At 66.2% G+C, this 11919-nt stretch carries 17 protein-coding genes; 2 read left to right on the forward strand and 15 right to left on the reverse strand.

The features are described from left to right. Positions 1-131: 131 nt before the first annotated feature. The 15 genes from Q0897_RS05185 to hisB all read right to left on the reverse strand — a co-directional run bounded on the left by Q0897_RS05185 (position 132) and on the right by hisB (position 10872). A complete protein-coding gene (locus Q0897_RS05185; RefSeq protein ID WP_202085605.1) occupies positions 132-677 on the reverse strand; it encodes a J domain-containing protein in 546 nt (181 codons plus the stop codon). A 42-nt stretch (positions 678-719) separates the two neighbouring features. Then, the gene (gene pal / locus Q0897_RS05190) at positions 720-1238 is read right to left on the reverse strand and encodes a peptidoglycan-associated lipoprotein Pal (RefSeq protein ID WP_299308015.1); all 519 of its coding nucleotides are present in this window, start codon (positions 1236-1238) and stop codon (positions 720-722) included. Positions 1239-1344: 106 nt separating this feature from the next. Further along, positions 1345-2694, reverse strand: coding sequence for a Tol-Pal system beta propeller repeat protein TolB (gene tolB / locus Q0897_RS05195; RefSeq protein ID WP_299308016.1), 1350 nt, complete (start codon positions 2692-2694; stop codon positions 1345-1347). 2 nt (positions 2695-2696) lie between these two features. Further along, on the reverse strand, positions 2697-3590 hold the full coding sequence (locus tag Q0897_RS05200; protein ID WP_299308017.1) for a hypothetical protein: 894 nt from the start codon (positions 3588-3590) through the stop codon (positions 2697-2699). 12 nt (positions 3591-3602) lie between these two features. Next, on the reverse strand, positions 3603-4055 hold the full coding sequence (locus tag Q0897_RS05205; protein ID WP_202085610.1) for an ExbD/TolR family protein: 453 nt from the start codon (positions 4053-4055) through the stop codon (positions 3603-3605). Position 4056: 1 nt separating this feature from the next. Further along, positions 4057-4764, reverse strand: coding sequence for a protein TolQ (tolQ, locus tag Q0897_RS05210; protein ID WP_299308019.1), 708 nt, complete (start codon positions 4762-4764; stop codon positions 4057-4059). Beyond that, a complete protein-coding gene (locus tag Q0897_RS05215; RefSeq protein ID WP_299308171.1) occupies positions 4765-5202 on the reverse strand; it encodes a YbgC/FadM family acyl-CoA thioesterase in 438 nt (145 codons plus the stop codon). It abuts the gene before it with no gap. 115 nt (positions 5203-5317) lie between these two features. After that, positions 5318-5701 carry an HIT domain-containing protein gene (locus Q0897_RS05220; RefSeq protein ID WP_202085613.1) on the reverse strand — a complete coding sequence of 128 codons (384 nt, stop codon included), beginning with the start codon at positions 5699-5701 and terminating at the stop codon, positions 5318-5320. Beyond that, entirely contained in the window at positions 5698-6051 is a 354-nt protein-coding gene (locus Q0897_RS05225; RefSeq protein ID WP_299308021.1) for a phosphoribosyl-ATP diphosphatase, read from the reverse strand. Before Q0897_RS05225 ends, Q0897_RS05220 begins: the two co-directional genes overlap by 4 nt. A gap of 68 nt (positions 6052-6119) precedes the next feature. Beyond that, entirely contained in the window at positions 6120-6902 is a 783-nt protein-coding gene (gene hisF, locus Q0897_RS05230; protein WP_299308022.1) for an imidazole glycerol phosphate synthase subunit HisF, read from the reverse strand. After that, the gene (gene hisA, locus Q0897_RS05235) at positions 6899-7639 is read right to left on the reverse strand and encodes a 1-(5-phosphoribosyl)-5-[(5-phosphoribosylamino)methylideneamino]imidazole-4-carboxamide isomerase (RefSeq protein ID WP_299308023.1); all 741 of its coding nucleotides are present in this window, start codon (positions 7637-7639) and stop codon (positions 6899-6901) included. The genes hisF and hisA overlap by 4 nt, the downstream gene beginning before the upstream one ends. A 21-nt stretch (positions 7640-7660) precedes the next feature. Beyond that, a complete protein-coding gene (locus Q0897_RS05240) occupies positions 7661-8797 on the reverse strand; it encodes a glycosidase (protein WP_299308025.1) in 1137 nt (378 codons plus the stop codon). Further along, entirely contained in the window at positions 8790-9563 is a 774-nt protein-coding gene (locus Q0897_RS05245) for an SDR family oxidoreductase (RefSeq protein ID WP_299308027.1), read from the reverse strand. The genes Q0897_RS05240 and Q0897_RS05245 overlap by 8 nt, the downstream gene beginning before the upstream one ends. A 66-nt stretch (positions 9564-9629) precedes the next feature. Beyond that, positions 9630-10259 carry an imidazole glycerol phosphate synthase subunit HisH gene (hisH, locus tag Q0897_RS05250; protein ID WP_299308028.1) on the reverse strand — a complete coding sequence of 210 codons (630 nt, stop codon included), beginning with the start codon at positions 10257-10259 and terminating at the stop codon, positions 9630-9632. Between the two features lie 4 nt (positions 10260-10263). Further along, positions 10264-10872, reverse strand: coding sequence for an imidazoleglycerol-phosphate dehydratase HisB (gene hisB, locus Q0897_RS05255; protein WP_299308029.1), 609 nt, complete (start codon positions 10870-10872; stop codon positions 10264-10266). 83 nt (positions 10873-10955) lie between these two features. Here hisB and Q0897_RS05260 point away from each other — a divergent pair, with 83 nt between their 5' ends. Further along, entirely contained in the window at positions 10956-11489 is a 534-nt protein-coding gene (locus Q0897_RS05260; protein ID WP_299308030.1) for a ClpXP protease specificity-enhancing factor SspB, read from the forward strand. 68 nt (positions 11490-11557) lie between these two features. Next, entirely contained in the window at positions 11558-11917 is a 360-nt protein-coding gene (locus Q0897_RS05265) for a hypothetical protein (RefSeq protein WP_202085621.1), read from the forward strand. The last annotated feature ends 2 nt before the right edge of the window (positions 11918-11919 follow it).

The raw sequence follows: 11919 nt of genomic DNA on the forward strand, positions 1-11919 counted from the left end.
TTTCTGATGGAGAGGGCAATGCGATATGTTCGGCATTCCCGGATGGGGCAGCGTAGCGCCGCCGCCCGATCATGGCAAATGTCCCCGAAAGCGGAGCTGACGCACGCGGACCGCGCGAACACAGCTGCGGTTCAACGCGGCGCGTCCGGTTGCCACTGGCGCCGGTCTTCCGCCGCCTTCAGCACGTCATAGGCCAGTTGCAGGCGGTGAAATTCCTGCGCCGCCTCGGCATCGCCGGGCTTCACATCGGGATGGACCCGCTTGGCAAGGAGGCGCCACGCTTTTTTAATCGCGGCGAAATCGGCATCGGGGTCGAGTTCGAGCACCTCCAGCGCGCGCAATTCGTCGCCGCTGCGCGTGCCATCGCCCGATCCGGCCCAGCCATAATGCGCCGATTCGCGATAGCCGGCATTGTCGCGCTGCTCCCGCGCGGCACGGGCGGCCTTTTCCTCTTCGGACAGGCCGGCGAAATAATCCCAGCCGCGATTATATTCCGCGGCGTGCGGCTGACAGAAATACCAGCGTTCGGGGCTGTTGGGGGATTTGGGCGCCGGACAATCGCCCGGCTCGTCGCAACCCACGCGGTCGCACAGGCGCACGTTCTGCGCCTCTCGCCCGGCTTCGTAGCCGCGCCATCGGGGAAAACCCCAGTCTACGGATCGTCGCGATCTGGCCATCACACCGCAATAGCCAGATCGCGAGAGAAAATCGACCCTGCTTTACTGCACCGTGACGGTCACGGCGCGGCGGTTCTGTGCCCAGGCCTGCTCGTTCGAGCCCATGGCGACCGGGCGTTCCTTGCCATAGCTCACCGTGGTGATGCGCGTGGCGGGAATGCCGAGGCTGACGAGATAGTTGCGCGCGGCATTGGCGCGGCGCTCGCCCAGCGCAAGGTTATATTCGCGGGTGCCGCGTTCGTCGGCATGGCCCTCGATCGTGACGCGCTTGTTCGGATATTGCATCAGCCATTGGGCCTGGCTGCGCAGCGTGGCCTGATCCGCGAAATCGATGTTGAATTCGTCGGTGTCGAAGAAAACGCGATCCGACGCGACCGAATTCACGAAATCCTGCTGGCTTCCGGGGGCGACGGTGTTCGCGCCGGTGTTGCCGGTCGTGGTGGTGGGCGCGGGCGTCGTCACCGGTTCGGGCGGCAATTGGTCGGGCGTGGTCTTGCACGCGGCGAGCGCGAGCGTGCCGCACGCCAGAAGCGCGGCGCGGGACATATTCGAGCGGTTCATCAAGCGCATTGTCTTAGGCTCCTTCTGCTGTAATCGGATCGGGGTCGGGTGTCGCCGGCCGATCGAATGGCGCCAGATGCGCCAACGTCATGCAACACCAACGCTGTTAAGGCAAAACCGGTCCCCACGACGGGTCGGACGCATCGACCGGGGTGTCCAGCCGGCGCAGATTGTCACCGGTAAGATCGACCTGCCACAGTTCCGACTGGCCGCTGTTGCGGGTGGTGCGGAAGAACTGGATGATGCGGCCATTGGGGCTCCACGTCGGCGCCTCGTCCTGCCACGCGTCGGTCAGGTGGCGCAGGTTTCCGCCACCGGGGCTCATCGTCGCGATCCTGAAATTGCCGGCGATATGCGTGAACGCGATCTGGTCGCCGCGCGGGCTCCATTCCGGGGTCGCCGCGCGCCCGCCGAAAAAGCTGATGCGCCGCTGTCCGGTGCCGTCGGCATTCATGACATACACCTGCTGACTGCCCGAACGGTCGCTTTCGAACACGATCTGGCGCCCGTCGGGGGAATAGGACCCGCCGATGTCGATCCCCGGCGTATCGGTGAGCCGCTGCGGCTGTCCGCCGGTGGCCGGCACGCGATAGATGTCGGTATTGCCCGACACCGCCATGGAATAGAGGATGTAGCGCCCATCGGGCGACCAGCGCGGCGCAAAGGTGGGATTGCCGCTCTGCGTCACGAGCGTCTGCGATTTGGACGCGATGTCGTAGATATAGATGCGCGGATTTCCGTCCTTGTACGACAGATAAGCGATCTTCGAATAATCCGGCGAATAGCGCGGGGTGAGCGCGGTCGTGCTCCCGCTCGTGATGAAGCTGTGGTTGGCGCCGTCCGAATCCATGATGGCGAGCCGTTTCACCCGGTTATCCTTCGGACCCGTTTCGGCGATATAGGCGATGCGGCTGTCGAAGAACGGATCCTCGCCCGAAAGCCGCGAATAGACCATGTCCGCGCATTTGTGCGCGGCCCGGCGCCAGTCACCGGGCGACACGACATACCCTTCGCGCACCAGCTCCTGCTGCAACCCGATATCGTAGAGATAGCAGCCCACGGTGAGCTGATTGTCCGCCCCCGCCTTTACGAAGCCGTGCACCAGCATCTCGGCGCCAAGCGGCGACCACTTGCCATATTGCGGGGCGGTCGCCTCGCGAAAGGTGATAGTCGGCAGCGCGTCCGGGCCCACGGGACGGAACAGGCCATTGTTCTTAAGATCGGCCGTGATCACCCGCGCCAGCTCCCGGCCCAGCGCCCCGGTCGTGCGCGGGGCGGCCGGCGTCGGCACGTCGCGATCGGTCGCAAAGGCGGGGATCGCAATGCCCAGATCCTGCCACTCGCTTTCATCCGAGACGGAGCCGGTCAGCCCGCCGGTGGGCGCATCCTGTGCGAACACCGGGGCAGCGAGGAGGGCGAGCGCCGCGCTGGCGGCGTAGAGGGCGGATTTCAGCATGCTTACAATCTCCGGTCGAAGCGGAACGAATCCACGCGTTTCCACGTGTCGTAATATTCATCGGGCAGGTCGAATGGCGCGGCCAGCTGCACCGCGCGAATGGCGAGTTCGGCATGGCGGTCCTTCTGCGCCTCGTTCGCGTCGGTCACGCCCGACTGCGACACGACGCGCGGACGCCCGCGCACGCTGCCATCGCGGTTCATTTCCCATGACAGCACCGTCACCAGCTTTTCCGCGTCCACGCCCTGCGGTGCGCTCCAATGCGGGCGCAGCTGGCGCGAAATGGCGGAGGACAGCGCCGAGGCGGTGAGCGGGCCGGCCTTTTGCGCGGGCTGCTGCCGGTCCTGCCCGCTGCCGCCGGTGCCGGCGAGGAAATCGCTGCCGAGGCGGCTTCCGCGGGCGGGCGCGGGATCGCGCGGCGCCTCGCGTGCCGGGGCACGGGGGGCGGGCTTGGGCTGCGGCCTGGGTTCCGCCTTTGGCTGCGGTTTGGGTTCGGCCCTCGGCTGTGGACGGGGTTCGGGGCGTGGCTGCGGACGCGGCTCGGGACGCGGTTGCGGCTGCGGCGCGGGTTGCTCGATCCTCGGCGGGAGCGGCGCGGGCACAGGCTCAGCCACCGACGGCGCGGGCGGGGTCGGATCGCCGAGCTGCTCCGCCACGGACGGCGCGGGATTGGCGGCCGGATCGGGCGACACGGATTCCAGCGCGATCTCTTCCGAAACGGTCACGGTGATCGGCTCGGGAATGTCGACCGGGACGGGCGGCGGATCCTTGGCAAAGAGGAGCAGCCCGGCCAGCACGGCGCCATGCGCGGCGATCGCGATACCAAGGCCAGCCCTGTCCTCCCGACCGAAGCCGGGAGCCTCGCCATCGTCGAGGGGTGGGGTTGTCGGCGTCATCGTCGCCATGGGCTATGGGCTTTCCGATGAACCGTTGGTGACCAGCGAAATCTGACGGAAACCGGCATTGTTGAGCGCGCCCATGACCGCCACGACACGCCCGTAATCAAGGCCGCGATCCGCGCGCAGCACGACCGCCGGCGCCTCCCCGCCGCCGGGCAGGAACAGCGCGACACGCTCGGAAAAGGCACCGGCGGGAATGCGCTCCTCGTCGATGAAGATGCGGCCCTGCTCGTCGAGCGAGACGGTGAGCGGTTCGTTGTCGTTGGGCAGGGCATCGGCCTGGCTGTCGGGCAGGTTCACCGGCACGCCGGCGGCGAGCAGCGGCGCCGCAACCATGAAGATGATGAGCAGCACCAGCATGACATCGACCATCGGCGTCACGTTGATTTCGGCCATGGGCGTGCGCCCGCCGCGTCCGCGCCGGCCCCGCCCGCCCGATGGGGATGCGAGTTTCACGCCCATGTCACATGCTCTCCAGTTCGCGGCTGAGCGAGGCGTTGAACCGGTCGGCAAAGCGGTAGAGACGCGTTTCGAACCCGTTCACCCGGAACGAGAAACGGTTGTAGGCGATGACCGCCGGGATCGCGGCGAAAAGCCCGATGGCGGTGGCGAACAACGCCTCCGAAATGCCGGGCGCCACGACGGCGAGGCTCGTGCTCGCCTGTGCGCCGATCTGGAAAAAGCTGTTCATGATGCCCCAGACCGTGCCGAACAGGCCGACGAACGGCGCGACCGACCCGACGGTGGCAAGGAAATTGAGCCGGGCGGCGAGCCTGTCGCTTTCCGCCGTGACCGCGCTGTCGAGCGTTGCGGAGAGGCGCTGGCGCAGGCCGTCCTTGTCCCGGACGCCGTCGCGCGTGGACCGGCGCCACTCGGCGAGCCCGGCCGCGGCGACATTGCGCGACGGCACCGGCTTGTTGTCGCCGGTCACCATCGCCTCGATATCGTCGGCGCGCCAGAACGCCTTCTCGAACCGGCGGTTCTGCGCATTGAGGCGCCCGATCTTAAGCATGAAGGACACGATGATCGCCCACACCCAGATCGAGGCGAGGATCAGCCCGGCCATCACGATCTGCACCACGATATCGGCCTGGAGAAACAGTTCGAGCGGATCGAGCCGCGTCGGTGCGGCCGGCGCGGACGCCACGGCGGCAAGGGTATTGAGCAACATTCAGCAGGCCTCTTTCGGGCTGTGGGAAGGGGTATCGAATGCGGCGAACGCCTCGATCCAGCCGCCTGGCTGTCGTCGCGGACGGCCATCGGGTGCGACAAAACCGACCCGCACCGACATGTGCGAGAGCAGGTCCCCGCCCCGCAACGCACGCTGCGACAGGCGGCAGGATGCGCGCGCGATTTTCTCGGCGCGCGTTTCGATCATGACGGTATCGCCAAGCCGCGCCGGCGCCGCATAGCGGATGGCAAGATCGCTCACCGCATAGGCACCCTCGCCCGCATCGAAGGCGGCGCGCTGATCAATGCCGAGCCGGTCGAGCAGGTCCGACCGCGCCCGCTCGAACCAGCGCAGGTAATTGGCGTGATAGACCACGCCGGAAAGATCGGTGTCCTCGAAAAAGACTCGCACCGCATAGTAATGCACGCCATCGCGCATGTTTCCGGTCGCAGGTTCGGGCAGGCGATGATCCATGGCCGCGGTCATAGCCGCGTGGCCATCGGGGCGACAAGAAACTTAATTACGCCGCCGCGCAAATTTCCCGGCGCCGCGTTCAGTTTGCAGACAGCATCGGCCCCATCACCCGCCCGCCGAGCAGATGCACGTGAAGATGCGGCACGATCTGCCCTCCGTCCGGACCGATATTGTTGATGAGCCGGTAGCCCGCATCGACGAGATCGAGATCGCGCGCGACGGTCCCCACCGCGCGGACGAAACCGGCGATTTCCTCCGCGCTCGCGTTCGCGCTGAAATCGTCCCAGGTGACGTAGCGCCCCTTGGGAAGCACGAGCACATGCGTATCGGCGACCGGCGCGATGTCGTGGAACGCAAAGGCCCAGTCATCCTCGTACACCTTTTCACACGGCAGATCGCCGCGCAGGATCCGGGCGAAGATATTGTCGTCGTCATAGGGTTGGCGCGGATCGACGGGGGTCATGCCTCGCTCCTTTCGTGCGCTGCGTTGCGCGATGCCTTTTCCACGATGCCCGAAACGCCGTCGCGGCGGTCAAGCTCGGTCAGCGCATCGCCGATCGACAGGCCGCGCGCCGCCATCACGACCGAGAGGTGGAACAGCACGTCCGCCGCCTCCCCGATCAGGTCCTCGTCCGAACCGTTCAGGGCGGCAACGATCGTCTCGACCGCCTCCTCACCCAGCTTGCGCGCGGGCAAAGCCGGCGCATCGGCGAGCAGTTTGGCGACATAGCTGGAGGAGGGATCGGCGCCCTTGCGCGCGTCGATCGTCGCGGCCAGCCGGCTCAGCGTGTGGGGGTGGGTGGTTTCGGACATGGTCGGAAGGATTGGCAATTTGCCCGGCGGAATGCAAGCGGCCCGAACGCGAAACGCACCCGCGTTCCCTACCCCCGCGCCGGAAGCCCCGCGGCGCGCAGGGCGTCATGCGCCTCGGCAATCGAATGCTGCCCGAAATGAAAGATCGACGCGGCGAGCACGGCGCTCGCATGCCCCTTCGTCACTCCCTCCACCAGATGGTCGAGCGTGCCCACACCCCCGCTGGCGATGACGGGCACGCGCACCGCATCGGCAATCGCGCGGGTGAGGTCGAGGTCGTAGCCCCGCTTGGTCCCGTCGCCATCCATGGAGGTCACGAGCAATTCCCCCGCGCCCAGATCGGCGAGCCGCCGCGCATGGTCGATCGCGTCGATGCCGGTCGCCTTGCGCCCGCCATGGGTAAAGATTTCCCACCGTTTTTCCCCGGAATTGTCACCGGAGTTATCCACACGCCGCGCATCGACGCTGGCAACGATGCACTGGCTCCCGAAACGTTCGGCGATTTCGCTCACCACTTGCGGACGGGACACGGCGGCGGAATTGACCGCGACCTTGTCCGCACCGGCCAGCAACAATGCGCGCGCATCCTCCGCCCCGCGCACGCCGCCCCCGACCGTGAGCGGCATGAAGCACACCTCCGCCGTACGGCGCACCATGTCGATCAGCGTGCCGCGCCCTTCGTGGCTGGCCGAAATGTCGAGGAAGCACAATTCGTCCGCGCCCGCCGCGTCATAGGCGCGCGCCTGTTCGACCGGATCGCCCGCATCGACGAGATCGACGAAATTCACGCCCTTCACCACGCGGCCATCCGCCACGTCGAGGCAGGGGATGACGCGAACCCGGACGGTCATCCGCGCCCCTCGCTCTTGGCCGCGATCTGCAATGCCGCGGCAAGGTCGAGCCGCCCGTCATAGATCGCGCGGCCGGTGATGACCCCCTCGATCCCGTCATTGGCATGGAGCGACAACATGCGAATATCGTCGATCCCCTTCACCCCGCCGCTCGCGATGACGGGCAGGCTGCTGCCGCGTGCAAGTTCAACCGTCGCGTCGATATTGCAGCCTTTGAGCAGGCCGTCCCGCCCGATGTCGGTGAACAGGAGAGAGGCAACGCCCGCATCCTCGAACCTTCTGGCCATGTCGGCGATGGGCACGTCGGACACATCGGCCCATCCCGCCGTCGCGACCATCCCGTCGCGCGCATCCACCGCGACGACGATGCCGCCGGGATATTCGCGGGCCATGTCCTTCACGAAATCGGGATCGGTCAGGGCCGCCGTGCCGATGACGATGCGCGACACGCCGAGGTCGAACCACCCCTCCACCGCCGCGGGCGTGCGGATGCCGCCGCCAAGCTGCACGTGGCCGGGAAAATCGGCGACGATGCTTTCCACCGCCTCGCGATTGCGGGCCTCCCCGGCAAAGGCCCCGTCGAGGTCGACGACATGCAGATGCATGGCGCCTGCCTCGGCAAAGAGGCGGGCCTGCGCGGCGGGGTCGTCGCCATAAACGGTGGCGCGGTTCATGTCGCCTTCGGCAAGGCGGACAACCTGCCCACCCTTGAGGTCGATTGCGGGAAATACGATCATGGAAGCAGCGCGTAGCACCGTCTATGCGGGACGAAAAGCACCCTTGGGCACATGGGTGATGCGGCAGGCAAGATCCGCCTCCCCCGACGCCACCACGAAATGGTCGCCCGCATCGGCGATGCCGGTGGTGAACACGACATTGTCGATATACATCGCATCGGACAGCGGCTGCGTCAGCGCTTCATTCGCCTCGATCAAGGGTTCATGCTGCGTGGCCAGCGTTTGCGACGGATCGCCGGGGTCGAGCAGCGACCAATAGGTCCGATAGGTGCCCACGATGCCGCCGGGCTCCACCCCGTGCCAGAGGGATAGCCAGCCGCGCATCCCCGCAATCTCGGTCAGGATCGGCGGCGTCCCCCCGCCCATGCGCGCGGTCGCGATCGTCGCGGCATGGGGACGGATGCCCGGCTTGTCATGGGGTTTCCAGTGCAGCGCGTCGGGGCTGCGGGACAGGTTGATCGACGGGCCGGCGCGCCATTCGCTCCCCGGCGGATAGGCGAAATAAAGATCGCCCAGCGGCCGCGTCTGCGCCCAGAACTTGCCATCGACCTGCCCTTCGAAGATCAGCATGTCCTTGTTCTGATGGTCGAGGACGATCCCCTCCAGCGTCCAGTCCAGCGCATTTTCGGAGGTATAGAGCGTGGTCGAATGCCGCTCCGGCGAGACGGAGCAGGTCGTCATGTAACAACGCTCGCCCACGCGCGAAATCCGCGCATCCTCCACGCCATAGCATTGATAAGCGGCAGCAGGCGCAATGGCGCGGTCGTAATGGACGGCGACCACCTGCAACCCGTCCGCAGACAATTCCACCGGCAAAAGCCATGACAGGCTGGTCAAGGCCATCACCTTCCACCCGCCGCCCGGCACCATGAACTTGCGCGGGTCGGCGGTGTCCACCTCGGTGAGCGGCCATGAATCGAGCCGGTATGCGCCGCCGTCCCACCGGATCGCGCGAATATGGCCATCGTGCTTCGGGTGACGCAAGGCCTCCGCCACCCGCACCATGAGCAGCAGATTGCCATTGGCAAGCCGTGTCATCCCCGGATTGAACGCACCCAGCACGTAGGTTTCGGCATCGAACGCTCCCGCCATCGGCGAACGGGACAGATCGACGTCGCCGGGCGCGAAGACCAGCCGGTCAGTCCGGTACTCAGGCATCGGTGTCGCGCTGCACCAGCACCATTTCCTGCACCACGGTGCGGCGCGGCTGCGTCAGGGCGAAATGAACGCCGACGGCGATGTCCTCGGCCCGCATCATGGTCTGCGCGTTGATACGCTCGGCCTGCTTTTCGGGCGGGATGTCGGGCTTCTGCATGTCCGATCCGGTGAGCGCCGGCACGATCAGCGTGACCTTGATCCCTTCCTGCGAAACCTCGCGGCGCAGCGCCTCGGCAAAACCGTGGATGCCCGACTTGATCCCCGCATACACCGTCGATCCGCCGCCCAGCTTGTGCACCGAATAGCTGCCGATCATGACGATATCGCCATGGTCCCGCATGTGGGTCACGGCCTTGTGCGCGCCGACGACATATTGCGTGAAATCCTGCGCGATGGCATAGCGCAGTTCATCCTCGTCCACGTCGGTCAGGCCGCCATAACCCGCCGCCGCGTTCAGCACGGCAATGTCATAGCCGCCCAGCGTCGCCTCGGCCTCCCGGTAAAACCGGTCCAGCCCGTCCTTCGTCGCGAGGTCGCAGGCGATGCCATGGCCGGTGCCCACTTCCGCAATGCGGGCGAGCGCGTCGGCAAGGTGATCCTCGTCCCGGCCGCAGATGAACACCTCCACCCCTTCGGAGGCGAGCAGCACCGCGATGGCGCGCCCGATGCCGGTGGTGCCCCCGGTGACGATCGCCTTTCGCCCGGTGAGCGGGGTGCGGGCGGTGTGCGCGTCGGACGCGTTCGTCGGCGTGGTCGTATCGGTCATGCGGGAAATTCTCCTTCGCCTTCGCAAAGGATCGGCAGGCGCGCAGGTTCCCGATGCAATCCGGGTTCAGGGCCGCCAGTCGAGAAAGCGTTCAAGCAGCGCGATGCCGTAACGCTGGCTCTTTTCCGGGTGGAACTGCACGCCGAGCAGGTTGTCGCGCGCCACCGCCGCCGTGATCGCCCCGCCATGATCGGTCAGCGCGGCAATATCGCGCCCGTCGTCGGCGGCGAAATGATAGCTGTGCAGGAAATAGGCCTCGCCATCCTCGATCAGCTCGGCGCCGTCGTGATGGCGCATTGGCGCAACGTCGTTCCATCCCATGTGCGGCACCTTGATCGCCGGATCGGTCACGGCAATGGCGCGCACCTCCCCGCCGATCCAGTCGAGCCCGTCATGCACGCCGCGTTCGACCCCGCGCGTGGCCAGCAATTGCATGCCCACGCAAATGCCGAGGAACGGCGCCCTGCCGGACAGGACGCGTTCCTCCATCGCGGCGACCATGCCGTCGATGCTGCGCAGGGCATTGGCGCATGCCCCGAACGCGCCGACGCCGGGCAGCACGACGCGTTCGGCATCGCGCACCGTTTCGGGGTCGGCGGTCACGCGAATATCGCCCGCGCCCGCGGCTTTCAGCGCATTGGCGACCGAATGAAGGTTGCCCGCGCCATAATCGATGAGAGCAAGATGCCCGCCCAAGCGATCAGACCTCCAGCGTGCCGGAGCCGAGCATCCCCTTGGTCGAGGGGACGGCATCGGCCTTGCGCGGGTCGATTTCGACCGCCTGCCGCATGGCGCGGGCGAAACCCTTGTAGATCGCCTCGATGATATGGTGGTTGTTCTGCCCGTAGAGGAGCTCGATATGCAGCGTGATGCCGCACGCCTGCGACACCGAATGGAACCAGTGGTCGAACAGCTCGGTATCCATCTCGCCGAGCCGGCTCTGCGAAAAGCCGGCCTTCCATACCAGATACGGCCGTCCCGAAATGTCGAGCGCCACGCGCGCCAGCGTTTCGTCCATCGGCGAATAGGCGGTGCCGTAACGGCTGATTCCCTTGCGGTCGGCCAAGGCCTGGTCGAGCGCCTGTCCCAGCGCAATGGCGCTGTCCTCGACCGTGTGATGCTGATCGACATGCAGGTCGCCGTCGATCCGCATCCGCACGTCGATCAGCGAATGGCGGGAGAATTGCTCCACCATGTGATCGAGAAAACCGATGCCGGTCGAAATGTCGTAAAGCCCGGTGCCATCGAGATCGACCGAAACGTCGATGTCGGTTTCGTGGGTCTTGCGCTTGATATGGCCTGTCCGCATGCGCCCGCTATAGGCACGCGGACAGGCGGCGCAACCTGTTTTGCCGCTTGACCGGAGGCGGACGGGTTGCCAATTCAGCACGCATGACAGAGACCCCGCCAGACAGCATGATCCCCTATGACGAAATCGTGCAGGAAGCCCTGCGTGCCGTCGTGGGCCGCGTATTGGGACAGGTGCAAGCCAATGGCAGCGTCCTGCCCGGCGGACACCATTTCTACATCACCTTCAAGTCGCAGGCGCCCGGCGTCGACATTCCCGACCATCTGCTCGCGCGTTTCCCCGATGAAATGACCATCGTGTTGCAGAACAAGTTCTGGGACCTGGTCGTGGCCGATGATTTCTTCTCGGTCGGGCTGAGCTTCAACCAGATGCCGGCAAAGCTGGTCATTCCCTACGCCGCGATCACCGCTTTTGTCGATCCGGCGGTGGATTTCGGCCTTCAGTTTCAGCCCGTCGGCCATGATGCGGAGCCCGAACCCCACGAGGATGCGAACAATGACGCAATCCGCGGGCCGGGGGCCGATGCGGAACAGGGCGGCAATCCGGGCGTTGATGATACGACCGATGGCGATGACGGCTCCAATGTCGTGACCGTCGATTTCGGAAAGAAGAAATAGGGGGCTCGACGCGTTTTCGTTGTGGGGCCAGATTTTACCAGCCCTGATTTGAACAGCGAGGAATTCCCATGGCCAAGCGTCGCCGCCTTCCGGGTATCAGCCCGAACCCGATGACCAATCTGATCATCACCGACATCGTCCTGCGCGGGGTGGGCCGGCTCACCCGGCGCGTGGCGGAAAAGCAGCTCTTGAAGGTCCGCTATAACGACAGCGCCGCCGACAAGGTGGTCAAGGGCCGCTCGCTCCCGCGCATGCTGTCCTCGGCCGTGCTGGCCCGCGTGGCGACAGGCTCCGTGCCCGGCGCGCTGGCGGTTGGCGGCGGGCTGGTCGCCAAGACGATCTACGACCGCGCCCGCGGCAGCGATGCCAAGCGCGAAGGCCGCAAGCAGGTGCGCAAGCAGATCCGCGAAGGCCGGTCCAAGGGCTGATC

The sequence above is a fragment of the uncultured Croceicoccus sp. genome, assembly GCF_947496385.1.
Taxonomy (GTDB): Bacteria; Pseudomonadota; Alphaproteobacteria; order Sphingomonadales; family Sphingomonadaceae; genus Croceicoccus.